The following is a 25241-nucleotide window of genomic DNA, read 5'->3' on the forward strand; positions in this document are numbered from 1 at the left end:
TTCTGAGATATAACGTATACAAATACTGCCTATCACTATTTAATAACAACAAAAGCCAATCGAAAGATTGGCTTTTGTGTTTTCTGGTAAATGCAATTATGTAAAATGTCTACTGCTCTAATTACATTTGAACATTATTTAAGTAGATATGATCTATTTAAATATCGTTAGTACATGCAGTTTGCTTTAAAAATTGATTTTCGATCCTACAGCAAGTTTGTTATTTTTTGCAAATACGCCACATAAATGAAATAGAAGTCTAGCACCTACGTTACCATCCCAGTCGTCTTCTCCGGGAGCAACTTCAACTAAATCAATACCAATAATGTTTTTATCGCTATTAGCCAATCGACTTAACAAGTAAGTTGCTTGTTCATAAGACAGTCCCCCAGGTACCGGAGTTCCGGTGTTTGGACAGTACCAACGCTGTAAAGCATCAATATCAAAACTGACCGCTACATTTTCCGGTAATTGTGCTAGAATTTCATCACATTGATCTTTCCAGATTTTTCCTTCAAAGCTATTTGCTTTTAGATCTGTGTCAGTAAATACTTTTACTTTGTTTGAAGTTTGGACTGCTTCCAATTCTCCTTCACTAAAATCGCGAATACCAACCTGAACGATTTTTTCCAATTGTGGAAGTTTGATCGCGTTGAACATAATTGATGCGTGAGAGTAGGTAAAACCTTCATAAGCATTACGTAAATCCATGTGTGCATCGAAATGTAAAATTCCAAATGAATCATGGTTTTCAGCTAAAGCTTCATAATATCCCAAAGGTGTAGAATGGTCTCCGCCTAAAAGAATTACTTTCTTACCTTTATTCATCCAATACAATGAGCGTTCTTTTACTTCGTCATTGAACTGTTTGGAAGCTTTGTTTATTTCTTCTAAATACCCTCTTAGTGTAGCGTCATTTTCAATATCTTCACCATTTTCTAGCGCTTCTATAATAGGTTGCGCTAAACTTTTATATTTTTCACTGTTTTCCGACCAGTGCGCAGGAGTTTCATCCATGAAAATTCCTAATTTCCATAAATCCGGAAATTCCTGGTGCAGTAAATCAACCTGAAATGAGGCGTTTAAAATAGCATCAGGACCATTACTGGCACCGCTTCCATAACTTACAGTTACTTCCCAAGGTGCGGGTACAACAATAATATCACTTTCTTCAGCTGTAAAGGGAAGCCCGTATATGCTGGAATCTGGTAAGCCAGGTTGTGATGGATCGAAATTTTCAATTTTTGTTTGCTTTGTCGACATGTTATGAATCACTAGTTGAACTGCAAATATAAAAAAACTTACCTGCGTTAAAAAGGATATCTTGATCCATGGTAGGGAGGGTAAATGAACAAATAAAGGTTCGGGAATTTAGGCTATCTTTACAGTCTACTAAAAGTATAAGAAATAAAATGGCAGAACAACGTATCCATATTTGGACAGGGACATCAAATAAAACGGAAGAACAATTTTATAAATATTTTGACCAAAGCAAATTTATTAAGGATTATAATCGATTTAAAACGGATGAAACCTATGCGAGAAATGCACCTGACTTTAATCTCCGTTCACAGTTTAGCAAAGCAATTGACAAACAGTATGATTATGATGTAGATTGGATCACTGTTTACTTTAGTCGCAAAAAAATGAGTATTCAAGCTGCTATAGAAGAACTGCCTATATGGAATGATCAAACAGAAGTAGCAATCTATCAGGCATGTGTTGACAAAGGAATTTCAAATGTGAATGCCATATTATGTTATGCTGATGCCGAATTGATCATAGACAAACCAATTGGAAATTACAACGATATGACCTATATAGGTTGTTTTAATATTCCGGCTTAGTATATCCTAACAAATCAGTACGTAATTAAGGTGATGCTTCGTTCGAATTCTCATATCGATTCCATAAAAGGAGCTAATGTAACATGTGCTCCTTTTATGGAATCGGCAGCGAGCGAATTTAAGTTCTTTTTGAAAGAATCCAATAATTATAACCAATGGAAAGACAGTGTCTATTTATTTGTCTGACCTGCATGTTATAGATTATTCATGAAATCTATATATTGGGTAACACTTTTTTCAATCCATTCCTCTGAACTGTCTTGTTCTAGGCCATAATAAGCAAAGAAGGGTTGATAATCGGCTTTTATATATTCAAAAGTTAATTCAAAATTTCGGGTCAGTTCCTTTATTGTGTATTTATACTTTCCGTTAGCAGCGTACTCTTCCTCATCTATGCCGATCGACATTGCTAGAGCAATCTTTTTTCCTGAGACTTTGTAGCCACTTTTGCTTCCGTATGCCCATCCATAAGTAAAAACCTCATCTAGCCATTTTTTTAATAACGGAGGGCAATTAAACCAATAAAACGGAAATTGAAATACAATTTTATCATACTGCTCTATCAATTTCTGTTCTGCTACAACATCAATCTTTTCATCTGGATAGATGGCATGTAATTGATGGATGTGATATTGCTTAGGATGCTTGTTTAATTCCTCCATCCATCTTTTATTGATTATGGAATTTTCTGCATCGGGATGAATAACAATTACTAATGTTTTCATATGTCTTTTAATTTTAAAATTCTCATACAAAAGTAATTGATGAAGCATAAATTTTGTAGGTTAGATGCTAATTGTGGGATACTATAAAAAAAGTAAGTAATGACAAAAATAAAAGAAACTTCAACAAACTTTGCAAATAAGCAGGCTTTAGCCAATGAATGTTTGGAGGTTTATGCTTCTAACATAATTGGCGGTCAGTGGTCGCTGGCGATCTGCTGCTATCTAATTAACGGAAAACACCGATTTGGAGAATTGAAAAAATGTTTACCAAACATTACCGAGCGTATGCTGACCTTACAACTACGTAAGTTGGAGGAAAATAAAATTGTGAAACGAACGGTATACGCTGAAGTCCCTCCGCGCGTTGAATATGAATTAACTTCAATCGGAAATGAATTGAAACTTATTATTGAAGAACTTGGAAAGTGGGGTGAAAAACATAAAGCTGAGGCAATACAGGACTGAATATTTTAGGTACAGTATAATGTGGGGTTTTATCTAGGGAAAAGTTGTTGGTAATTTGTTGTAAATTCTCAATGGTAGAAATGCAATTGGAGCAGTTTTACAATTATCGTATAATATCTTTAACATCCAGTACATGGTATCGATCCGAATGGTGCTATTGAAATCCAGTAATAACAAAAAAGCTTCACATTTCTGTGAAGCTTTTGGTGATCCCGCTGGGATTCGAACCCAGGACCCATACATTAAAAGTGTATTGCTCTACCAGCTGAGCTACGGAATCCTTTCTTTTTTGAAGAAATTTCGTTTTTGAAAGTGATGCAAAGGTAGAAAAAAAGACGATATGTGCCAACTTTTAAGTTAAATATTCTTAAATTATTTTGTTACTATTTGGTAATGAAATGATTAAATTTTTATCACCTTATTTTTTAGCATGTATCATCCTTGGATTTTGTTGCATATCATGATGTAATATCACTGTTTTAAACCCCTTTTTTTGTAACATATCGACTGTTTCATCCCCATAATACTGATTAATTTCAAAATATAAGTCACCTTCAGCTGTTAAATGCTTCAGGGCAAAAGAAGCTATCGTCTCATAAAATAATAAAGGAGCAGTTTCTTCCACAAAAAGAGCTAAATGCGGCTCGAATTCTAATACATTTGGATGCATTTCCTCTTTTTCTTTTGGTGTAATATAAGGAGGATTACTGACGATAATATCATATTGCTGGGATTGAAAGATATATTCCCATTCTAGGATGTCTGCATTCACAAAATTTATTGGTGCATCTAAACGGAGTGCGTTACGTTTGGCTGTGGCAATAGCTTCTTTAGAAATATCCAATGCAGAAATATGGGCTTCCGGCAAATGCTTTTTAAGTGAAATCGGTATGCAACCGGATCCGGTTCCAATATCGATAATACGTAACGGTAGCTGATCCCGATGATTGCGGATGATCAGATCAACTAATTCCTCTGTCTCTGACCGCGGAATTAGAACAAAAGGATTGACTTCAAAAACTTCTCCAAAAAAATCAGCTTTTTTTAAGATGTGTTGTATAGGTTTCTGTTTCAGCAGATCTTTTAAAATATTTGAAATCCGACTGCTTTGTTCTTCTGATAATGGCAGTTCTTTGTTCAGACTGTACTGCATCTTGGAAAGTCCTAAAACATCTTCAATAACTATATAGAAGATGTTTTTGATTTCTTCTGCGTCATAAAATTTAGCTAGATCTTTTTGGAATAAGCTGTCGTAGGTTTGTAATTTTTCCATTGGTCAAACTTAGATAAATTTGTTTTATTTACAATTATTATTGCCTCAGATATTAAACAATTTATTTGTTGAAGTCATTTTTATTGGAACTTACCTTATTAAATAAGATGAATCTCTCCTCTAGTATTCAGAACTATTGGATAGTCTAAATTTACAATATTGCTCGTATTTTAAGTTATAGTATTGTTTTGATACTTTTGTATATGAATATGCAAGAAAGCTACATGCGTAGATGCCTGGAACTGGCCGCTTTGGGAGCAGGTACTACAAGTCCTAATCCAATGGTGGGTGCCGTTATTGTTTGTGATGATCAAATTATTGGAGAAGGATTTACATCACCTTATGGTGGAGCTCATGCCGAAGTTAATGCTATTCAGCAGGTATTGGACCATTATGGGGATGAGGCAGCAGCTAAATTAAGACAGTCAATTTTTTATGTTAGTCTTGAACCTTGTGCACATTATGGTAAGACACCACCATGTGCAAATCTTATTGCGAGATACAAGCCTAAAAAAGTATATATAGCATGTTTAGATCCATTCGCAAAAGTGAACGGTAAGGGTGCAGAGATTTTAAAAAATGCAGGAATAGCTATTGAGATCGGACTATTAGAACAGGAGGCTTTGTGGTTAAATCGCAGATTTTTGACACGTGTTCAAAAAAATCGCCCTTATGTTATTCTCAAATGGGCAGAAAGTGCAGACGGATATCTTGGAAAAGAAGGGGAGCAAGTGTGGATTAGTAATGGGGCGAGTAAGCAGTTGGTTCATAAATGGCGAGCTGAGGAAGATGCAATTTTAGTGGGCGCTAAAACTGCATTGGTTGATAATCCTAGCTTGACCGTACGCGAGTGGAATGGAAAAAATCCGAAACGTATATTGATAGATAAATTACTTTCTGTTCCCGCTGAAGCTGCTATTTTTAACGATGAAGCTGAAACCATTATTTTTAATGCTGTGAAGACGGAATGGTCTGGTCATAATAAGTATATCGAATTGGAAAATTATGATTGGTATCTTCCTCAAAATATTTTGTATCAATTGTATTTAATGGATGTGCAATCTATTATTATTGAGGGTGGAGCAAAGACATTGTCCCTATTTATTGAAGCTAATTTGTGGGATGAGGCTAGGGTTTTTAAAAGTAAACGTACTTTGGATGGCGGGATAAAAGCCCCGCAGGTAAAAGGTGAATTGAAAGAAATTATGAAAATTTCGGATGATCAATTGGAAATTATCGTAAATATATAAACTTTAAATTATTTGATTATCTTTAGGTTATGGCTATTCCTGAAGATCTTTTGCAATTCATATGGAGGTTGCGTCTGTATCACACAGATCAATTAAAAACCGTTAATGGCGAATCCATCCAAGTTTTACATGTAGGTGAACATAATGACAATGCGGGACCAGATTTCTTGTTTTCAAAAATCCGTATCGGAAGTGAGTTGTGGACAGGTAATGTGGAGATTCATGTCAGATCATCTGATTGGTTTCTACATGGACATCAAAAAGATGCAAAATATGCAAATGTAATTTTACATGTTGTGTGGGATCATGATCAAGAAGTGATTCATGAAGATGGCTCCCTTGTGCCAACACTCAGACTGTCGGATTATGTTTCTGAAGAATTACTGAAGCAATATCAGCGTTTAATGGATGGGCAACGTTGGATTCCATGTGAAAGTCAGATACTTCATTTAGATAGTTTTAAAGTGGAGAGCTGGGTAGAGCGTATGACAGTAGAAAGAATGGAAGATAAGTCAAGATTGATACTTGAATTACTACAAAAATTTGATGGAGATTGGGAGAAAATATTTTTTATATGGCTGTTTCGAAGTTTCGGATTTAAAGTAAATGCAGACGCTTTTCAGGCTTTAGGCGAGCAATTGTCAAATTTATTATTGCTGAAATATAGGACAGATATCAGTAAATTGGAAGCTATGATTTTTGGTCAGGGGGGTTTTTTAAATTCTACTTTTGACGAAGCATATCCTCTACAATTACAAAAGGAATATCTTTATCTTAAAAAAGCCTATTCCTTAAAAGAAACTCATTTTCCACTGCTTTTTTCACGGATGCGACCTCACAATTTTCCCACTATTCGAATAGCTCAATTAGCCAGTTTGTTACAAAATGAAAGTGTTCGTCTACAAGGAATCTTAGCGATTGAAAATTTAAGTGAATTTAGATCGCTACTTAATAATATAAGGGTTACTCATTACTGGAAGACTCATTTTAGTTTTGCGAAGCAATCCTTAGCGACTAGTGATCATAGTTTAAGTGAAATGAGTCAAAATAGCTTGATTATTAATGCATTTATTGCATTAACATTTTCTTATGGGGCTTACTTTAAGCTGGAAGATTTGAAAGAAAAGGCAATGCGATGGCTAGAAGAATTACCAACTGAAAGAAATAATATTATTCAAAAATTTGAAGATATAGGGGTTAATGCGTGGCATGCGGCACATTCACAAGGTTTGTTGCATATAAAAAGGAAGTATTGCGATTCAAAACAATGCTTACGTTGTGGGATTGGCTTAGAATTGCTCCGGCGTTAGTTTACATATCCTTAAGTATTGTTGCAATATCACTGTAGCCTTTTGAGGCAGCGAGATCTGATGCTGTTTTGTTATTGGAGTTCTTTAATTCAATAATAGCTCCATGTTCAAGGAGTAAAACGATAATTTCAATATTTCCTTGTTGTGCTGCTAAATGCAATGGGGTAAGACCTGTTTGCTGTCTGTTGTTAACATTTGCTCCAGCTTCAATAAGTAGCTTTGTAATTGCCGTGTTTTTATTTAGAAGAGCAATGTGAAGCGGGTAGAGATGTTCCTCATTTTGGGTAGGGATATCAGGATTGGCTTTATGTGCAAGTAATAGACGAACAACATCTTCTTTATTAAAATGGGTCGCTAAAGCGAGGGCAGAATAACCATGTGTGGAGACCTCATTAACAACTGAAGGTAACTGTTTAATCATCGCTTCAATATAATTATCCAAGCCGGCAGCCACTGCTTCATGAATATTTAAGCCTTGATTGTGCTGAAGAAGAACGCGGATGATTTGAGGTTTATGAAAATAGCAAGCTAGTAATAAAGGCGAAATGCCGTGACTTGTTTCTTCTAAGATTAAGGCTGGGTTGCTTGTTAAAAGCAAATCTAAATTTCTACTATTTCCAGATTCGATGTATTGTTCTAATATACTTAAACTCATTTTCTAGTATTATACGATCTTAACGGTAACTAAAATAGAAAAAAAAAGTGATGAAAATCTGGATTTATAAAAGAAATGTACAGATTATTTTTTATTAATAATCATTGGTTGTGCATGTAGATAACCTTGTTAAGTTTTAATTTATCAGGCTTTTAGGTAATAAATAAGGTGTTTTTAATTATTTTTAGGAATATAGTTGTAACAATTATTCTTTTTTTTAAAAAATCCTTTAAAATATTCACACTTATGGTATATTTGTATACGCCCCTCCCAAGGGTTTGTTTTTCATAGGTAGATGTAGGGTCGAATATTCCTTATTCGACCCTTTTTTATAGCTTTGTTTTATTAAAAGGAAATTATGTCTAGAAAAATTGTAGTAGCAATAACAGGAGCAAGTGGTTCCATCTATGCTAAGGTTCTGCTAAATCGACTGATGGAATTAAAAGATCAGATCAGTGAAGTGGGAGTAGTAATGTCTGACAATGCCAAAGTTGTGTGGCAGGAGGAGTTGCAAAATAAAGATTATGAACAATTCCCTTTCCAGTTTTACAGTAAAAATGATTTTTTTGCGCCATTTGCTTCGGGATCTGCACGATTTGACACGATGATTATCTGTCCTTGTTCAATGGGGACTTTAGCACGTATCGCGCATGGTATTTCTTCTGATTTAACAACAAGGGCAGCTGATGTCATATTGAAAGAACGTAGAAAATTAATTTTAGTAACTAGAGAAACACCTTTAAGTCATATTCATATTCAAAATATGAAAGTTGTTACTGATGCAGGTGGTATTATCTGCCCGGCATCACCGTCGTTTTACAGTTTGCCAAAAACTTTTGATGAATTGGCAGGTACAGTCGTGGATCGGGTGTTGAGTCTGGCTGGTTTTAATTTTAATCATTATCAGTGGGGAACAGAATAGCGATAGCTACGTGAATATTTTCTAAAATTCAATGGAGAATCGATAGTATTTTGTAACTTTGTTTTTTGAAATGAAGCAGTCTAAAGCTACACGTATTAAAAATAATCCTTCCTCTAATTTTCAAAGAGAAAACTCGCTATTTTTATTGAATTCTACTAAGGAAAGAGTATTAGTGTGCTTTAAAATTGTGCGTACTTACTATTCAAATCCAATAAATTTCAACTTCTTAAGCATATGAAAAGCGTATTAATTACTTCTGTCAAAGTGGTTTTGCCGGGAAATGAATTTGATCAACAGGTGGTTGATGTATTCATTGAAAAAGGAAAGATTTCCAAAATTGCAAATTCCATTGAAGTCGCTGATAAAAATATAGAAATATTCGATGGTTCAGGAAATATCCTTTCTATAGGTTTCTTTGACCTAAATGCTAATTTTGGTGAGCCAGGTTTGGAAACCAAAGAAGATATTACTTCTGGATCGGCAGCTGCCGCCGCTGGAGGGTACACTGCTGTTGCTGTGATGCCCAATACGCAACCGGCAATCCAAAGCAGGGCTGAAGTCGCTTTAATTGTCAATATTGCAAAAGGTAATTTGGTAGATATTTTACCGATCGGAGCAGTGAGTAAAAATCGCGAAGGTCATGAAATGGCTGAGTTGTATGATATGAAACAGACTGGTGCCATTGCTTTTAGTGATGGTAATAAAAGTATGCAGCATGCTGGTTTAATGAGCCGTGCATTATTATATGCGCGCGGATTTGGAGGCTTAATCATTGCTCATCCAGAAGATGCTTCAATGGCGGGAGGTAATAAAATGAACGAAGGGGTGATGAGTACTTATTTAGGTATGAAAGGTATTCCTAATCTTGCAGAGTCTTTGATGGTTTCTCGTGACCTTTATCTAGCTGAATATGCCGAGTCACCTATTCACTTTACTACGATAAGTACAGCCGAAGCGGTAGATTTGATAAAAAAGGCAAAAGCAAAAGGAATTCAGGTTACCTGTGATGTTGCCGCACATCAATTGGTTTTTACTGATGATGAAATTGTTGATTTTGATAGTAATTATAAAGTAAGTCCCCCGTTGCGTACCAAATCCGATGCAAAAGCGTTAATAAAAGGATTGAAGGATGGTGTTATTGATGCTGTTGTTTCACAACATACTCCGCATGAAATTGAATTTAAAAATGTTGAATTTCATATCGCAAAAAATGGTATAATTGGTTTACAGACTGTTTTACCTCTTTTAATCAAAGCAGGATTAAACGAACAACAGATAGTTGAAAAATTAGCTGTAAATTCACGACGGGTAGTTGGATTAACTTTGCCTGAAATAAAAGAGGGTGAAGTGGCCAATTTGGTGCTATTCAGTATGAATGAAAATTGGATTTTTGATCAAGAATCAAACAGATCCAAATCTAGAAATAGTCCTTTGTTCGGAAAAGAGTTAAAAGGGAAAGTTAAATTAGTGATCAATAATGGTCAAATCATAAAAAATGCTTAATAATGGAAGCGAATATTAAAGCGGCTGTTGCTGCAGGGATTAATACCTACGGTAGAGTAGATAACATCGAAACAAAATCAGAATTTTTAACAAAAGTTGAGCATGTTTTTGATACCGATGGAAAATATATCGATAAATTGGCTTTATTGGATGAAGCTTTTGATGACTATCCACTATTTGATGAGTTAAGAGAAGTATATGTCGATCTGTTATTGATGAACTTTTTTTCTATTGATATTCAAAAATTAGAAGAAGATTATTTGGAGTCTGAAGAATGGGAGAAAATCGAAGATGAAACAATAGATCGCGGTACAGAACTATTGAATATATTTTTATACTTACGTGAATGTAAAGATGATGAGATTGATCCTGATTTAGATGATTACTTGAAGGAGTTTTTATTGGTTGATGAAGATGAGTTTCAAGATGAGCATGAGATTTATGAAGATATCATTGCCAATCAAATTTTAGTAGAAAGTACATATGCAGAAATTGCAAAAACTGCAAAAACAATCAATCCATCAAGTGAGGTTTATGAGCTATTTTATGCAATCATAAGTTTCTTCAGTGAGATTAACCCTAAAGATGCGCAGTTTGAAGAGTATGAATCTCACAGTGAAAACAAAGCTTTCGATGCAGCTCTTTATCAAATTATTACTAACTTTTACAAGGGCTAATGGAAGTTGGTGTTGACAAAAATAGTAAGATTACAAGTATCCTATATGGTGTTGGCTTAGGGGTGATTTCATTTTTCTTAGGATTATGTTCCATTTATGTAGTAAAGCCGTTAGAAGGATCAGCCTTATTGCAGTACAGCAATCCATTTTTTAATTTTATTTTATTTTTAGGTGTGACGGTTTTAATAACCTTTGCGCTACGAAAAAAAATGGGAGGTATCTGGGACTTTAGTAAGGCGTTGAAATGTATTTACATCATGCTTGTAATTAATCATTTAGTCGCTTCAGTAAGTACCTTTACCTATTTAAAATATGTAGAACCAACTCTTCAGGAAGAAAATTTTCATGTAATGATGAATGCTCGGATTGAAAGTATGGAAAGAAGTACAGGTTTTGCCAGTGAAGAAGAAAAGCAAAAAACAATAGATGTAAGCATTGAACAAATGGAGAAAGATAATGAATCGGTTGCAAACATGACTTTGGGCGCTCGTGCAAAAGGTTTTATTATCACCTTACTTCCTTATTTTTTGTTTGCCCTAATGTTAGCCGCTTTGACAAAAAATGGTCAAAAAGCTAGCAGTAATCCTGCTGTTTAAAAGAATAAATTTAAAAAAATCATTACGTTAAGGTGTTGTCAGAATGACGATACCTTAACTTGTTTATAAAGCAAATATATTGACAATGATCAACGTACATATGGATATTTCAGTTGTTGTTCCCCTTCTTAATGAAGAAGAATCTTTACCAGAGCTAACCTCATGGATAGACCGTGTGATGGCTAAACACCAGTTTTCTTATGAAATTATTTTAGTTGATGACGGAAGCAAGGATAAATCATGGGCTATAATTGAAGAATTAAAAAAGAGCAATAACAATATTTCAGCAATAAAATTTAGACGTAATTACGGTAAATCTGCTGCTTTAAATGTTGGCTTTGCAGCAGCTCAAGGTGATGTGGTAATTACAATGGATGCCGATTTACAGGATAGTCCTGACGAAATTCCGGAATTGTATGATCGTATAATGAATAAAGGGGCAGATCTAGTTTCTGGATGGAAACAGAAACGCTATGATCCACTTACAAAGACATTACCTACTAAACTGTTCAATGCTGTGACAAGAGGTATGTCGGGAATTAATAATTTGCATGATTTTAATTGTGGATTGAAAGCATATCGTAAAGATGTTGTTAAAAACATTGAAGTGTATGGAGAAATGCATCGTTACATTCCTGTTATAGCGAAATGGGCAGGTTTTACCAATATTCAAGAACAGGTTGTACAGCATTATCCAAGAAAATACGGTACAACCAAATTTGGTGCAGGTCGTTTTGTAAAGGGTTTTCTTGATTTATTATCCATATTTTTTGTTGGAAAATTTGCTAAACGTCCTATGCACTTCTTTGGTGTAATGGGTGTAGTGAGTTTTTTAGTAGGTCTTATTATTACTTTATACTTGATCTGTCACAAATTGATGAGTATCGCCGCTGGGACACCATTTAGAGATGTCACAGATCAGCCGATGTTTTTTTTATCATTGACAGCGATTATCATTGGTTCACAATTGTTTCTAACCGGTTTTTTGGCAGAATTGGTTTCGAGAAACAGTACAGATCGTAATAATTATCAGATCGAGAAAGTAATATAATTAATAGAAATGCGCATTGTTATCTTAGGATCTGCATATCCATTAAGAGGAGGGGGGATAGCTTCATTTAATGAACGATTGGCGGAGCATTATCAGCAAATGGGACATGAGGTGGATATTTATTCTTTTTCACTCCAGTACCCCAATTTTTTATTTCCTGGTAAATCGCAATTTTCAGATGAGTCCGCACCAAATGGATTACGAATTTTTTCAAAGGTGAATTCTGTCAATCCTTTTAACTGGATCAAAATAGGACTGGAACTAAAGAAAGCAAATTATGATCTCTTAATCGTGCGCTTCTGGATGCCTTTCTTTGGGCCCTGCCTTGGAACGATTCAGAGAATTGTACGTCAAAACAAACACACAAAAGTAGTATGTATTGCTGATAATATCATTCCACATGAACATCGGATTGGAGATCAAATATTAGCGAAATACTTCTTAAATGCTGTTGATGGTTGTGTGACGATGAGTAGAAGTGTTTTGGATGATTTAAAAGAGATCAATTCTAAGATACCTGCAACTTATACACCACATCCTTTATACGATAACTATGGTCCTAGCATTAGTCTAGAACAAGCAAGAGCAGCGCTGAAGATACCAGTGGAAGACAAAGTTGTCTTGTTTTTTGGTTTTATACGCCAGTATAAAGGATTGGATATGCTTTTGGAAGCGTTAGGAAAAGTAGAACTTAAGGAATTAAATGTAAAATTATTGCTAGCTGGAGAGTTTTATGGAGATGAAGATCTTTACCAGTCACTAATTCAAAAGTACGGTTTGCAAGACCGTGTTTATCTCCATACTTCCTTTATTCCGAATGATGAAGTTGGCAAATATTTCTGTGCAGCCGATGTTGTCGTATTACCCTATAGAACTGCGACACAAAGCGGTATTACCCAAGTAGCCTATCACTTTGATCTTCCTATGATCGTTACTCGAGTAGGCGGACTGCCAGAATTGGTGCACGATGGACTCGTTGGTACCGTTGTCGAACCTAATGTAGCGGAAATTGTAAAAGGAATAGCATCTTTTTATGATCAAAATAAAGGAAGTGTCTTTCGTGAAAATATGAAAGAGGAAAAGAAAAAATATAGCTGGGATATCTTTGGTGAAGAAATAATTCGATTGGCGAAATAATCTTTAAAATTTAATGTATAAAGCTTTTCATATACAATTATTTAGGGACTGATTGCTATTTATTTCCAGCCAGGTTTATCAGAAAAATCAGAATTTTATAGGTTATCAACAATGATAAAAGTGCATTGCAACCTGTACAATTCCTATTCAAATAGAGGTAATTGTATTGCAAATCTGAGCAAATTTATCTAAGTTTGAATATAGGCACAAGCATAAATAAGGGAAAAATTGGTAGCATATACACAAGGAAGTTTAGATAAGATCGAAGAACTTTTTAAGGATCAGGGATATAGGGTGAGGTACGAGAAAGGGACTTTTAAGACAGGAGCGTGTGTGTTACAGAGTTCACTTGTAGTTGTCGTGAATAAGTTTTCTAATTTAGAGATGAAAATTCAGTCTTTGATGGCTATTTTAACTGAAATCGACATCGATCAATCACGCGTTAATGAGAAGCACCTTACTATTTATACACAAATTACTAAACTAAAATCAAAACGTTGATAGTCAAATTTTTAGGAACTGGAACTTCGCAGGGTGTACCTGTTATCGCTTGTCAATGTGCTGTTTGTTTATCAAATAATCATTTTGATAAACGTCTTCGTTCCTCTATTTTGATTAGTTATGACGATAGAAACATTGTCGTAGATACGGGGCCAGATTTTAGATATCAAATGCTACGCGAACATGTGATGCATATGGATGCGGTATTAATGACACATTCACATAAAGATCATATCGCAGGTCTTGATGATGTTAGAGCATTTAATTTTAAGCAACAGTCTTCCATAGATATTTATGGTACAGGTGTTCTTCATGATGCGTTAAGAAGAGAATTTTACTATGCTTTTTCTGGAGTAAAATACCCTGGGATACCGCGTTTAGAATTAGTGGAAATTGAAGCATTAAAACCATTTCATTTGTTTGGAAAGGAAATTCTTCCTTTGGAAGTGATGCATTATCAAATGCCTGTCTTAGGTTTCAGAATAGACGATTTTGCTTATATTACAGATGCAAAGACCGTATCCCATTTAACAAAAGAAAAACTTCAGGGATTGAAAGTTTTAGTTATAAATGCTTTACAAAAAGAAAGCCATGTTTCGCATATGACTTTGGATGAAGCTGTAGCTTTTGCTCAAGAAATAGGAGCTGAACAAACTTATCTAACACATATTGGTCATCGCATGGGGCTACATAAAGATGTTGTAAAGGAACTTCCTGCAAATATTACTTTAGCTTACGATCAACTTGAGATCAGGGTGTAATTATACACTTCTATACCTTTGAGTAGATCTGTGCAATTTCTAAATCCTCAGGATAAGTTATCTTAATGTTTTTATAATCACCAATCACAATATGAATAGGTATACCTAATCTTTCAACAACGGAAGCATCATCTGTAAAAGTCGCCTCTTCATCCTGTTCATAAGCAGTTTCTAGTAAACCTCCTTCAAAAATCTGAGGCGTCTGTACAAGCCAAATATGATTACGATCAATTGCATAGTTGGTATCTGCTGTCGTCATACGAACAGAATCAGTACACGAACGAGCAACGATTACCGCTTTAGAAACCTCCACTTGTTCAAAAGCAAGATCAATTATATTGGTGGCTATTAAAGGTCTCGCCGCGTCATGCACAGCGATAGCAATTTCCTGTAAATTTAGTTGCTTTTTTTTGATAAATGCAATTCCATTTTTGACTGTCTGAAATCTTGTTTCTCCTCCATAAGTAATATCATGAGGAATAGTAAACTTGTATTCTTGACAAAGAGATTTCCAAAAATACTCCATTGCTGGATCAATCGCTATGATGATATGGGGTTGTTTTGTACTTGTATAGAACTTCTCTATCGTATGCATCAAGACTGGTTTCCCGTTCATCAATAGATATTGTTTCGGTAAATCTGACTGCATACGACTACCTTTGCCAGCCGCAACTATTAAAACAAAGCTTTGATCGATCATGAGTTATGATGAATATAAAAGGATTGAAAACAAAAAACGTGGATAAATATACTATTTATCCACGTCTGTATTTTTTAATTGTCGATTAGATAATCAACATGGCATCGCCATAGCTGTAAAATCTGTATTTTTCTTTAACCGCTTGTTCATAAGCATTCATAACGTGTTCGTAACCACCAAAAGCAGCAATCATTACTAATAAAGTAGATTCTGGAGTATGGAAATTCGTAATCATTGAGTTTGCAATACTGAAATCGTATGGCGGATAAATAAATTTACTCGTCCAATCGTTCGCTGGTTTTAAGTGACGATCAGCAGAAACAGCTGATTCGATTGCGCGCATTGAAGTCGTTCCTACGGCACAAACTCTTCTTTTTAAGTCAATAGCTTTATTTACTGTTTTAGCAGCTTCTTCCGTGATGATAAACTGCTCAGAATCCATTTTGTGTTTTGTTAAATCTTCAACTTCAACTGTTCTGAAAGTTCCCAATCCAACATGTAAAGTTACTTCAGCAAAATCAACACCTTTTAGTTCCAAACGTTTCATCAACTCGCGAGAGAAGTGAAGACCTGCAGTTGGTGCTGCAACTGCTCCTTCATTTTTTGCATAAATTGTTTGATAACGAAATTTATCCTCAGGTGTTGCTTTACGAGTAATATATTTTGGAAGTGGAGTTTCACCCAAAATCTCAATATTACGACGAAATTCTTCATCAGTTCCATCAAATAAGAAACGGATTGTACGTCCACGTGAAGTCGTGTTGTCAACAACTTCAGCAACTAATAAATCATCATCTCCAAAGTAAAGTTTATTTCCTACACGGATTTTTCGAGCTGGATCAACCAATACATCCCATAAACGAAGTTCTTTGTTTAATTCACGTAACAAGAAAACTTCGATTGTAGCACCAGTTTTTTCTTTATTGCCATATAGACGCGCCGGAAAAACTTTTGTATTATTTAAAATCATGACATCTTTGTCATCAAAATAATCTAATACATCTTTAAAAATTTTATGCTCAATTTTACCAGTATCACGGTGTAAAACCATTAAGCGTGATTCGTCACGATTTTCAGTTGGTTCAGACGCCAAAAGAGACTCTGGTAAGTTGAATTTAAATTGAGATAACTTCATCTTTAATATTGATATTTTAAATGATTGCCTTTTATATGTATTTAAGTTCCCTATAACAGACTTATTGGAACATAAATAAGCATACAAAGGTAGTCAATTTTTTAGTTAAAAGGGAGTTTCTTTCTGGATTAAATTGATTAATGAATTGATTTTGACATAAAATCAAAACTTAATTGTAATTTAGAACCTGAATATGCTAGCAATAGGTCTCATTAAGGAAAGTGCAAAATTCGCACTGTCGGCTCTAAAAGATAACCGTACGCGTACTTTATTGTCCTTATTAGGGGTAACAATAGGTATTTTAACGATTATTGGTGTCTTTTCAGCTGTTGATACATTACGAAATAATATAGAAGATTCTGTTAAGAAGATAGGATCAAATACATTATACGTTCAGAAATGGCCTTGGACTGGAGGGCCCGATTTCCCTTGGTGGAAATATCTCAATAGACCAGAACCTAAATATGAGGATTATTTAATGCTGAAAGAACGCATAACAACGGCAGATAAGATTGCCTATATGATTGATATCGGTAATTCTACGATTAAATATAAAAATAATAATGCCTCTGGGGTGTCTATTTCAGCAGGAACACAGGATCAGTACAGTATTCAGAATTTGAATGTTGAAAAAGGTAGATATTTTGTCGAAAGCGAAACCCGTGCAGGGTCATTAGTGACTGTTTTAGGTGCTGTCATCGCAGAGGGACTTTTCCCAAATAGTGATCCTCTGGGAAAATATGTCAACATGCTGGGACGGAAGGTACAGGTAATTGGTGTATTAAAGAAGGAAGGGGAAGGAGTTCTGATCAATACTTCTCCTGATAATAGTGCATTTATTCCCTTTGAGCTTGCTCGAAATCTAGTTAATTACGATAATTTTTCACCCAGTATTGCTGTTCGAGTGATGTCAAAGTATTCTTTAGCAGAAGCTGAAAGTGAAATTAAAGTTTTAATGCGTTCAATTCACCGCATTTCTCCACAACGAGAGGACGATTTTTCAATTAATCAAACAACCATGATAACTTCCCAACTGGATAAAATGTTTGGCATTGTAAATCTAGCCGGTTTCTGTATTGGAATCTTTTCCATATTGGTAGGCGGATTCGGTATAGCCAATATTATGTTTGTGAGTGTCAAAGAACGTACACATATTATTGGTATTCAAAAGGCTTTAGGAGCTAAAAACTTTTTTATATTGTCTCAATTTTTGATCGAATCAATCGTGCTCTGTCTATTAGGCGGTGCTATTGGCTTATCTATCGTGTTTCTGATCACATTATTGGTTAAAATTGGTACTGGGTTAGCAATTGTCGTGAGTATAAAGATGGTACTCTTAACAGTCTTTATTTCGACGTTAATTGGTTTGATATCAGGTATTGTTCCGGCTTTGATGGCTTCTAGATTAGATCCAGTGGAAGCAATCCGTAGCAAATAAGCTATAAAATAAAATTAAGTTTATTCTTTACTTCATGATGTAGCGAGTTTTTGTATTATTTATCGTAATTTAAGTTCAGCTTAAACTGATTAAATTATTTAAAGATAAATACTATGGGAGACTCGATAAAAAAAGAGGAAATTGCAAATGATCTGTTAGATGCAAACTCGTCTGAAGATAATGTACATCATGTTAATAATCCTGTATTAGACCTTCCTACTATAGAGAAAAAATACCTGGCTAGAGTAAGAGCATGCTCTAAGGATCGGAATACATTTTATTTTACAGATGGTATTGCTAAAGTGGAAATTCGAATAGTTTCTGATGAAATTATTCGCGTTCGTTTGGCTCCTCAAGGATCTTTTTTAGATGACTTTTCTTATGCTGTTATCGATACAGATCAGCACGCAGTATCGTTTTCTGTAGATGAAGATGAAACAAGTTATTACGTGAAAACAAATAAGGTGATCTGCGCTATCCGTAAAACAGATTTTTTGGTTTCATTTCAAGATCTTTCAGGTAAAGTATTCAATACCGATGACAAACCAATGCATTGGGAGGAAAATCCAGACTTCGGCGGTTATTATGTCTATTGCAGCAAAAAGGCACATGAAGATGAAGCTTTCTTCGGCTTGGGAGACAAAGCAACAAATTTAAATCTTAGAGGTAAACGATTTAAAAACTGGAATTCGGATACCTATGGCTATGCTTTTAATCAAGATCCCCTTTATAAAACAATTCCTTTTTATATCGGAGTGACTGGTGGAGAAGCCTACGGTATTTTCTTTGATAATACATTCAGAACATTCTTCGATTTTGCTTCAGAAAATAAACAACGTACAAGCTTTTGGTCAGAAGGCGGTGAGATGCAATATTATTATATTCATGGCCCAAATATGATCGATGTGGTAAAACGTTATCATAGTATCACTGGAACACATTATATGCCTCCATTATGGGGGATTGGTTACCATCAATGTCGATGGAGTTATTACCCTGAGCAGAATGTAAGAGAGATAACAGCAGAATTTAGAAAAAGAGAAATCCCTTGCGATGCTATTTACCTTGATATCGATTATATGGATGGCTATCGCTGTTTCACCTGGGACAAAAAATATTTTCCGGATCCTAAAAAAATGATATCAGATTTAGCTGCCAATGGCTTTAAAACAGTGGTTATGATAGATCCTGGTATTAAGGTTGATGAAAATTATTGGGTGTTCAAGGAAGGACAGCAAAATAGGTATTTCTGTCGTCGAGGTGATGATTATTTTATGGAAGGTTTTGTGTGGCCTGGAAGATGTCAGTTTCCCGATTTTACAAATCCAACTGTAAGGGAATGGTGGGGTACTTTATACAAAGGCTTGGTTGATGACGGAGTTGCTGGATTTTGGAACGATATGAATGAACCTGCTGTTTTTGGAAGAGGTACATTTCCGGATGACGTAAGACATAACTATGATGGCTATCGAGGTTCCCACAGGAAAGCGCATAATATATATGGCATGCAGATGGTACGTGCTACATATGATGGTTTAAAAAAGCTATATAAAAATAAAAGACCTTTTACTATCACGAGAGCAGCGTATTCGGGTACACAGCGTTTTTCTTCGGTATGGACCGGAGATAATATTGCAACATGGGAACATCTTCGTATTGGTCTTTTGCAGTTGCAAAGATTATCCGTTTCGGGACTTTCTTTTTGCGGAACCGATATTGGAGGATTTACAGGAGAACCGGATGGAGAATTGTTTACACGTTGGATGCAATTTGGCGTCTTTTCTCCATTCATGCGTGTACATTCCGCAGGTGATACCCGCGACCGTGAACCATGGAGTTTTGGCCCTGAATGGGAAGCAATATGTAAGAAATTTATTGAAATGAGGTATAAATTACTACCTTATATCTATACCATTTTTTGGCAACAACATCGTTATGGAGAACCTATTTTAAGACCGATTTCCTTGGTGGAACAACATATCCCTAAAAATTTAATACGAGAGGAAGAGTTTTGTTTCGGAGATAAAATTTTAGTCTCACCTGTTCTTAATCCTGGACAAAAGAATAAAGTGGTTTATCTTCCAGAAGGAGAATGGTATTATTATTTCAATTTACAGAAATATGTAGGTTTACAGGAACATACTATTGATACTCCCCTAGATGAAATGCCGATTTTTGTAAAAGGAGGAAGTATAATTCCTGAATATCCCGTGATGCAATATACATTTCAGCAAAAAATTGATGCCTTGAAATTGAATGTTTATTTCAGTAGAGGTAAGTTTGACTCTTATACCTATGCTGATCATGGCGATACCTTTGCTTATGAACAAAGTGTCTATGCTGAAAAACACTTCCTTTTAGAAGGGACAGATAATAGCTTAGTGATACTGCAACAAGTGGAAGGACTTTACAATGAAAGATTTGATGATTACAAAATTTATCTGATCGGCATTCCATTTGAAGTAAGAACAGTTAAGGCAGATGGTGTTGAACTCAACTTGTTAAAAGATGAATCAGGCAATGATTACATCCAAGTAGAAAAAGATTTCAGAAACTTAATTATAACATAATTTACGATTATTAAACCTAACACCTAATCTGATCATGGGTCAACCAGTAGAAGTATTTTCGTTACTTACAGCATTCGACATATCATTATTTAGAGCTGGAAGACATTACAAATTATATGAGAAATTTGGATCTCATGTTGTTGAGTATAGCGGTCAATCAGGAGTTTATTTTGCCGTGTGGGCACCTTATGCAAGTCAAGTTTCCGTCATTGGAAATTTCAATGGCTGGAATCCTTATACACACCTTATGCATGTGCGTTGGGACGGAAGTGGTATCTGGGAAGGATTTATTCCAAATATTGGAATAGGAGAAGTATATAAATACCATATTAATTCGATGGCAGGAGAGCAATTGGAAAAAGCTGATCCTTTTGCGTTGATTAGTGAGTTACCACCACAAACTGCGTCAATCGTCGGTACAACTTGGTATGAGTGGGAGGACAAAAACTGGATGTCACAAAGAGCTCAGTTTAATAGTTTGGATAAACCTATGTCGGTGTATGAAATGCACTTGGGATCCTGGCAACGTGATCCTTCAGATCCCGATCGTTTGCTTTCCTATCGCGAAATTGCAGATCGATTAGTTCCCTATATAATAGAAACAGGATTTACACATGTCGAGTTTCTTCCTGTTATGGAACACCCCTTTTATCCATCTTGGGGTTATCAGATTGCGGGTTATTTTGCTGCATCTTCACGCTATGGGGGACCACAAGATTTAATGTATTTGATCGAATCTTTACATAAGCATAATATCGGTGTAATTTTAGATTGGGTACCTTCACATTATCCTGGTGACGCTCATGGATTATATCGTTTCGATGGTAGTTTCCTTTACGAGCACGAAGATATAAGAAAGGGCTTTCATCCAGATTGGAAATCATATATCTTTAATTATGGTCGAAACGAAGTGCGATCATTCCTCATTAGTAATGCGCTCTTTTGGTTGGACCGTTATCATGTGGATGGTTTGCGTGTGGATGCCGTTGCTTCCATGCTTTATCTTGATTATTCGCGTAATGAAGGCGAGTGGGAACCCAATAAATTTGGAGGAAGAGAAAATTTGGAAGCTGTAGAGTTTTTAAAAGAATTTAACGAAGCTGTTTATCATCATTTCCCAGATGTTCACACCATCGCAGAGGAATCAACATCTTGGCCTGGTGTAAGTAAGACAACATCTGTAGGAGGATTAGGTTTTGGTATGAAATGGATGATGGGTTGGATGCATGATACGTTAGATTATTTCAAAGAAGATCCTATTAATCGCCGATATCACCATCATAAATTGACTTTTGCAACTGTATATGCATATCATGAAAATTTTATGTTGCCCTTATCTCATGACGAAGTTGTGCATGGAAAAAAATCTCTTTTGTATAAGATGCCGGGTGATGAATGGCAGAAATTCGCAAATTTAAGAGCACTTTATTTGTATATGTTTACATTAACCGGGACGAAACTGTTATTTATGGGTGATGAATTTGCGCAAACAGCAGAGTGGAATGAAAACAAATCTTTGGATTGGCACTTACTGGATTATTCGCCACATAAAGGTATGCTTAGGTTTGTTACCGCCTTAAATCGTGTGTACAAAAGTCAACCTGCACTTTATCAGAAAGCTTTTGTAAGCGATGGTTTTCAATGGGTAGAACAAGGAGATTATACCAATAGCGTGTACGCGTATTTACGCAAGGGATATGAAGAAAAAGACAACTTATTAGTCATATTAAATCTAACCCCAGTTGTTAGAAAAGAATTTAGGATAGGTGTACCAAAAAATGGCGTATGGGAGGAAATTTTGAATTCAGATCAATTAGAATTTAATGGGAGTGGACTGATCGGCGAAGCTTACAATTCAACACATGTTCACTGGATGGGTTTTGAGCAATCGATAACGATAACTTTACCACCTTTAGGAGGTATAATATTAAAACGAAAAGCATAATGAAAGTAATACATTTAAGTGTTGAATGTTTTCCGGTAGCAAAGGTAGGCGGACTGGCAGACGTATTGGGAGCTTTACCTAAATATCAGCGTAAACTTGGTGTTGACGCATCCGTTGTTATGCCTTGGTATAATCGGAAATTTACACAAGAAAATAAGTTTGATCATATTGCCTCCGGAGCTTTCTATCAAGGATCGGAATTATTGCATTATGAAATTTTGAAGGAAGCAGATGATCTGCTTGGATTTCCATTATATCTTATTCGCATACCCGGTAAATTAGATCGTGAGGAAGTATACTGTTACCAAGATGAATCTGAGCAATGGCTGTCATTTCAACATGCTTTTTTACATTGGTTAAAAGCAGATGGCATCCAACCCGATTTGATCAATTGTCATGATCATCATGTTGGATTAGTTCCTTTTTTATTGAAATACAGTTATGAATTTCAACAGTTTTCGCATGTTAAAACACTTTTTACAGTTCACAATGGACAGTATCAAGGCTGGATGAATTGGAGTAAAGGTATTTTATTGCCAAGTTTCGATACTTGGCGATGGGGATTGCTTGATTGGGATGGTGTAATTAATCCCATGGCAGCAGCGGTTAAATGTTGCGATGCATTTTCTACGGTTTCAGAAGGATATCTAAAAGAATTATTTATCGAAGCAAATGGTCTACAATCTTTGTTTGCATCCGAATCGCAAAAAGGATATGGCATTGTTAACGGGATCGATACAGATTATTGGAATCCGCAGTTAGATACTTTAATTGATTCGAATTATAATCTTAATACAGTTGAAAAAGGTAAATCACAAAATAAAAAAAGCTTATGTGAACAGTATAAATTAGATCCTTCTTTACCATTAATGTCGTTTATAGGCAGATTTGCGATAGAAAAAGGAGCAGATTTATTAGCTGAAATAATTGATCAACTTTTGGGAAATATTAAATCCAAAATGAGTATATTTATTTTAGGCTCAGGAGATCAAGATATTCAGGTTGCTTTGCAACAGGTTTTAGAAAAATATCCAAAACAGCTTGCAGTTTATTTTGGGTATAATGAATCACTTGCACATCAAGTATATGCAGCAACAGATCTGTTATTGATGCCCTCAAGAGTGGAGCCTTGTGGATTAAACCAATTATATGCCCTACAATATGGGACAATTCCGGTCGTAAGAGGTATTGGCGGGCTCAAAGATACAGTTATTGATGTGAAAGATACAGGTGGATACGGTATCGTATTTCCCGAAGCACATGTTGAAGATGCAGTACAGGGTGTGATAAGGACTTTAGAAATAGTTAACCAGGCCGATTTGTTGTCAGAAATTAGACAAAGGGAAATGCATTTGGATTTTTCATGGAATAAGTCAGCTCAAAAATATTTGGATTTGTACACTAAATTATTGAAATAATATGTCACACAAAGTAGTCTCTATTGTTTTGGGGGGTGGACGAGGTACTCGTTTGTATCCCTTGACCGAACAGCGCTCAAAACCAGCTGTACCAATTGCTGGTAAATACCGTTTGGTGGATATTCCGATTTCGAATTGCTTAAATTCCGGATATAATAAAATCTTTGTTCTGACACAGTATAATTCGGCATCTTTAAATAAGCACATTAAAAACGCTTATAATTTCAGTATTTTTAGTAAAGGATTTGTAGATATATTAGCTGCAGATCAAAATAATGAAGGCGATCGTTGGTTCGAAGGGACAGCCGATGCCGTGAGGAGAACACAGAAAAATCTGCTGAATGTCGATTATGACTATGTACTTATTCTGTCAGGTGATCAATTGTATCAAATGGATTATGCTGCATTAGTTGACTTTCATGTTAAAAACAAAGGAGATGTCACCATTGCAACTATTCCTGTCACTGGTAAAGATGCAACAGGATTTGGAATTTTAAAATCGGATGAAAATAATGTTATTACCTCTTTTATAGAAAAGCCTAATAAAGAAGAACTGTTAAACTGGGGGTCCGAAGTATCAGAAGAGATGGATAAGCGTGGTAGACATTATTTAGCTTCTATGGGGATTTATGTTTTTTCAAAAGGAGTATTAGCCTCCTTACTCAAAGAAAATCCAGGTATGGATTTTGGGAAAGAAATCATTCCTGAAAGTATTGATTCCAAAAATGTGCTGAGTTATCAATTTGATGGGTACTGGACCGACATTGGTACAATTAGTTCTTTTTTTGAAGCAAATATTGGTTTAACCGATGATATCCCTGATTTTAATTTGTTTAATGAAACAGTTTATACAAGAGCACGGATGTTGCCTCCTTCTAAAATATCAGGAACTACATTAAACAATACAATTGTTGCAGATGGATGTATTCTTAATGGCGATAAAATTCAGCGTTCCATCATTGGTATTCGCTCCCGTATAGGACATGGTACAGTGATTAAAAACACCTATATGATGGGGAGTGATTATTATGAACAACTGGAGGAAGTTTTGGAATTAGGAAGTACGCAGGCACCTCCGCCAGTAGGCGTCGGTGAACGATGTTATATTGAAAATGCAATCCTAGATAAAAACTGTCGTATTGGTAATAATGTTCGTATAAAAGGAGGGAAGCATCTTAAAGATGGAGATTATGAGACCTATGCTGTTTGTGATGGTATCGTGGTCGTAAAGAAAGAAGCGGTTATTGTGAACGGCATTACCATTGGCTGTTAAGTGAAATTTTGAAAATTAAGGTAATTTTTTAAATTACCTTAATTAAATCAAATTGGAAGAGATGACTTTGGGTTGGAAAAAAATCATAG

At 35.3% G+C, this 25241-nt stretch carries 23 protein-coding genes and 1 tRNA gene; 17 read left to right on the plus strand and 7 right to left on the minus strand.

Going from position 1 to position 25241, the window contains the following annotated elements; genetic code table 11:
- Positions 1–186: 186 nt before the first annotated feature.
- Positions 187–1263, minus strand: coding sequence for an agmatinase family protein (locus EDF66_RS13180; protein WP_132843175.1), 1077 nt, complete (start codon positions 1261–1263; stop codon positions 187–189).
- 149 nt (positions 1264–1412) lie between these two features.
- On the opposite strand from EDF66_RS13180, the gene EDF66_RS13185 reads away from it, so the two are divergent.
- On the plus strand, positions 1413–1847 hold the full coding sequence (locus EDF66_RS13185; protein WP_165902443.1) for an immunity 22 family protein: 435 nt from the start codon (positions 1413–1415) through the stop codon (positions 1845–1847).
- A gap of 194 nt (positions 1848–2041) precedes the next feature.
- Here the strand turns inward: EDF66_RS13185 and EDF66_RS13190 are convergent, their stop codons facing one another.
- A complete protein-coding gene (locus EDF66_RS13190) occupies positions 2042–2572 on the minus strand; it encodes an NAD(P)H-dependent oxidoreductase (protein ID WP_132843178.1) in 531 nt (176 codons plus the stop codon).
- Between the two features lie 99 nt (positions 2573–2671).
- Here EDF66_RS13190 and EDF66_RS13195 point away from each other — a divergent pair, with 99 nt between their 5' ends.
- Complete coding sequence (locus tag EDF66_RS13195; RefSeq protein ID WP_021191443.1) at positions 2672–3037, plus strand: winged helix-turn-helix transcriptional regulator; 366 nt, start codon at positions 2672–2674, stop codon at positions 3035–3037.
- A 204-nt stretch (positions 3038–3241) separates the two neighbouring features.
- On the opposite strand, the gene EDF66_RS13200 is transcribed toward EDF66_RS13195, so the two are convergent.
- Positions 3242–3317 (minus strand) — tRNA-Lys (locus EDF66_RS13200).
- A gap of 138 nt (positions 3318–3455) precedes the next feature.
- Positions 3456–4310, minus strand: coding sequence for a peptide chain release factor N(5)-glutamine methyltransferase (gene prmC, locus EDF66_RS13205; protein ID WP_132843179.1), 855 nt, complete (start codon positions 4308–4310; stop codon positions 3456–3458).
- Between the two features lie 203 nt (positions 4311–4513).
- On the opposite strand from prmC, the gene ribD reads away from it, so the two are divergent.
- Positions 4514–5560 (plus strand): bifunctional diaminohydroxyphosphoribosylaminopyrimidine deaminase/5-amino-6-(5-phosphoribosylamino)uracil reductase RibD, encoded by a 1047-nt coding sequence (gene ribD / locus EDF66_RS13210; protein WP_132843181.1) that lies wholly within the window; start codon positions 4514–4516, stop codon positions 5558–5560.
- A 29-nt stretch (positions 5561–5589) separates the two neighbouring features.
- On the plus strand, positions 5590–6870 hold the full coding sequence (locus EDF66_RS13215; RefSeq protein ID WP_132843182.1) for a DUF2851 family protein: 1281 nt from the start codon (positions 5590–5592) through the stop codon (positions 6868–6870).
- A 1-nt stretch (position 6871) separates the two neighbouring features.
- Here the strand turns inward: EDF66_RS13215 and EDF66_RS13220 are convergent, their stop codons facing one another.
- Entirely contained in the window at positions 6872–7525 is a 654-nt protein-coding gene (locus EDF66_RS13220; RefSeq protein ID WP_132843184.1) for an ankyrin repeat domain-containing protein, read from the minus strand.
- 358 nt (positions 7526–7883) lie between these two features.
- Here EDF66_RS13220 and EDF66_RS13225 point away from each other — a divergent pair, with 358 nt between their 5' ends.
- From EDF66_RS13225 to EDF66_RS13260, 8 genes are all read left to right on the plus strand, one after another.
- On the plus strand, positions 7884–8447 hold the full coding sequence (locus tag EDF66_RS13225; protein ID WP_132771829.1) for a UbiX family flavin prenyltransferase: 564 nt from the start codon (positions 7884–7886) through the stop codon (positions 8445–8447).
- A gap of 234 nt (positions 8448–8681) precedes the next feature.
- Entirely contained in the window at positions 8682–9950 is a 1269-nt protein-coding gene (locus EDF66_RS13230; protein ID WP_132843185.1) for a dihydroorotase, read from the plus strand.
- A 2-nt stretch (positions 9951–9952) separates the two neighbouring features.
- Positions 9953–10627 carry a hypothetical protein gene (locus tag EDF66_RS13235; RefSeq protein WP_021188139.1) on the plus strand — a complete coding sequence of 225 codons (675 nt, stop codon included), beginning with the start codon at positions 9953–9955 and terminating at the stop codon, positions 10625–10627.
- Positions 10627–11223, plus strand: coding sequence for a DUF4199 domain-containing protein (locus EDF66_RS13240; RefSeq protein ID WP_132843187.1), 597 nt, complete (start codon positions 10627–10629; stop codon positions 11221–11223). The genes EDF66_RS13235 and EDF66_RS13240 overlap by 1 nt, the downstream gene beginning before the upstream one ends.
- 100 nt (positions 11224–11323) lie before the next feature.
- Positions 11324–12274, plus strand: coding sequence for a glycosyltransferase family 2 protein (locus tag EDF66_RS13245; protein ID WP_021188136.1), 951 nt, complete (start codon positions 11324–11326; stop codon positions 12272–12274).
- A gap of 9 nt (positions 12275–12283) precedes the next feature.
- Positions 12284–13411, plus strand: a complete 1128-nt coding sequence (locus EDF66_RS13250; protein ID WP_132843188.1) for a glycosyltransferase — start codon at positions 12284–12286, stop codon at positions 13409–13411.
- Positions 13412–13639: 228 nt separating this feature from the next.
- Positions 13640–13912 carry a hypothetical protein gene (locus EDF66_RS13255; RefSeq protein ID WP_021188135.1) on the plus strand — a complete coding sequence of 91 codons (273 nt, stop codon included), beginning with the start codon at positions 13640–13642 and terminating at the stop codon, positions 13910–13912.
- Complete coding sequence (locus EDF66_RS13260) at positions 13909–14673, plus strand: MBL fold metallo-hydrolase (protein ID WP_132843190.1); 765 nt, start codon at positions 13909–13911, stop codon at positions 14671–14673. The genes EDF66_RS13255 and EDF66_RS13260 overlap by 4 nt, the downstream gene beginning before the upstream one ends.
- A 10-nt stretch (positions 14674–14683) precedes the next feature.
- Here the strand turns inward: EDF66_RS13260 and EDF66_RS13265 are convergent, their stop codons facing one another.
- Both EDF66_RS13265 and queA read right to left on the minus strand, forming a co-directional pair.
- Complete coding sequence (locus EDF66_RS13265; protein WP_132843191.1) at positions 14684–15373, minus strand: 2-C-methyl-D-erythritol 4-phosphate cytidylyltransferase; 690 nt, start codon at positions 15371–15373, stop codon at positions 14684–14686.
- An 85-nt stretch (positions 15374–15458) separates the two neighbouring features.
- Entirely contained in the window at positions 15459–16508 is a 1050-nt protein-coding gene (gene queA / locus EDF66_RS13270; protein ID WP_045752934.1) for a tRNA preQ1(34) S-adenosylmethionine ribosyltransferase-isomerase QueA, read from the minus strand.
- Positions 16509–16701: 193 nt separating this feature from the next.
- Between queA and EDF66_RS13275 the strand changes: the two genes are divergently transcribed.
- The 5 genes from EDF66_RS13275 to EDF66_RS13295 all read left to right on the plus strand — a co-directional run bounded on the left by EDF66_RS13275 (position 16702) and on the right by EDF66_RS13295 (position 25152).
- On the plus strand, positions 16702–17946 hold the full coding sequence (locus EDF66_RS13275; protein ID WP_132771824.1) for an ABC transporter permease: 1245 nt from the start codon (positions 16702–16704) through the stop codon (positions 17944–17946).
- Positions 17947–18059: 113 nt separating this feature from the next.
- A complete protein-coding gene (locus tag EDF66_RS13280) occupies positions 18060–20516 on the plus strand; it encodes a glycoside hydrolase family 31 protein (protein WP_132843193.1) in 2457 nt (818 codons plus the stop codon).
- A 34-nt stretch (positions 20517–20550) separates the two neighbouring features.
- Positions 20551–22461, plus strand: a complete 1911-nt coding sequence (gene glgB / locus EDF66_RS13285) for a 1,4-alpha-glucan branching protein GlgB (RefSeq protein WP_132843194.1) — start codon at positions 20551–20553, stop codon at positions 22459–22461.
- Positions 22461–23879, plus strand: coding sequence for a glycogen synthase (locus EDF66_RS13290; RefSeq protein WP_132843196.1), 1419 nt, complete (start codon positions 22461–22463; stop codon positions 23877–23879). The genes glgB and EDF66_RS13290 overlap by 1 nt, the downstream gene beginning before the upstream one ends.
- Before the next feature lies 1 nt (position 23880).
- A complete protein-coding gene (locus EDF66_RS13295; RefSeq protein WP_021188128.1) occupies positions 23881–25152 on the plus strand; it encodes a glucose-1-phosphate adenylyltransferase in 1272 nt (423 codons plus the stop codon).
- The last annotated feature ends 89 nt before the right edge of the window (positions 25153–25241 follow it).

It is taken from the genome of Sphingobacterium sp. JUb20, assembly GCF_004342035.1.
Lineage (GTDB): Bacteria > Bacteroidota > Bacteroidia > Sphingobacteriales > Sphingobacteriaceae > Sphingobacterium > Sphingobacterium anhuiense.

Coding starts and splice junctions, on each gene's coding strand:
- EDF66_RS13230 (WP_132843185.1), top strand. CDS start 8,682: ATGAAAAGCGTATTAATTACTTCTGTCAAAGTGGTTTTGCCGGGAAAT.
- EDF66_RS13290 (WP_132843196.1), top strand. CDS start 22,461: ATGAAAGTAATACATTTAAGTGTTGAATGTTTTCCGGTAGCAAAGGTA.
- EDF66_RS13240 (WP_132843187.1), top strand. CDS start 10,627: ATGGAAGTTGGTGTTGACAAAAATAGTAAGATTACAAGTATCCTATAT.
- EDF66_RS13220 (WP_132843184.1), bottom strand. CDS start 7,525: ATGAGTTTAAGTATATTAGAACAATACATCGAATCTGGAAATAGTAGA.
- queA (WP_045752934.1), bottom strand. CDS start 16,508: ATGAAGTTATCTCAATTTAAATTCAACTTACCAGAGTCTCTTTTGGCG.
- EDF66_RS13215 (WP_132843182.1), top strand. CDS start 5,590: ATGGCTATTCCTGAAGATCTTTTGCAATTCATATGGAGGTTGCGTCTG.
- EDF66_RS13225 (WP_132771829.1), top strand. CDS start 7,884: ATGTCTAGAAAAATTGTAGTAGCAATAACAGGAGCAAGTGGTTCCATC.
- EDF66_RS13245 (WP_021188136.1), top strand. CDS start 11,324: ATGGATATTTCAGTTGTTGTTCCCCTTCTTAATGAAGAAGAATCTTTA.
- glgB (WP_132843194.1), top strand. CDS start 20,551: ATGGGTCAACCAGTAGAAGTATTTTCGTTACTTACAGCATTCGACATA.
- EDF66_RS13250 (WP_132843188.1), top strand. CDS start 12,284: ATGCGCATTGTTATCTTAGGATCTGCATATCCATTAAGAGGAGGGGGG.
- EDF66_RS13195 (WP_021191443.1), top strand. CDS start 2,672: ATGACAAAAATAAAAGAAACTTCAACAAACTTTGCAAATAAGCAGGCT.
- EDF66_RS13190 (WP_132843178.1), bottom strand. CDS start 2,572: ATGAAAACATTAGTAATTGTTATTCATCCCGATGCAGAAAATTCCATA.
- EDF66_RS13235 (WP_021188139.1), top strand. CDS start 9,953: ATGGAAGCGAATATTAAAGCGGCTGTTGCTGCAGGGATTAATACCTAC.
- EDF66_RS13295 (WP_021188128.1), top strand. CDS start 23,881: ATGTCACACAAAGTAGTCTCTATTGTTTTGGGGGGTGGACGAGGTACT.
- EDF66_RS13280 (WP_132843193.1), top strand. CDS start 18,060: ATGGGAGACTCGATAAAAAAAGAGGAAATTGCAAATGATCTGTTAGAT.
- ribD (WP_132843181.1), top strand. CDS start 4,514: ATGAATATGCAAGAAAGCTACATGCGTAGATGCCTGGAACTGGCCGCT.
- prmC (WP_132843179.1), bottom strand. CDS start 4,310: ATGGAAAAATTACAAACCTACGACAGCTTATTCCAAAAAGATCTAGCT.
- EDF66_RS13185 (WP_165902443.1), top strand. CDS start 1,413: ATGGCAGAACAACGTATCCATATTTGGACAGGGACATCAAATAAAACG.
- EDF66_RS13265 (WP_132843191.1), bottom strand. CDS start 15,373: ATGATCGATCAAAGCTTTGTTTTAATAGTTGCGGCTGGCAAAGGTAGT.
- EDF66_RS13180 (WP_132843175.1), bottom strand. CDS start 1,263: ATGTCGACAAAGCAAACAAAAATTGAAAATTTCGATCCATCACAACCT.
- EDF66_RS13275 (WP_132771824.1), top strand. CDS start 16,702: ATGCTAGCAATAGGTCTCATTAAGGAAAGTGCAAAATTCGCACTGTCG.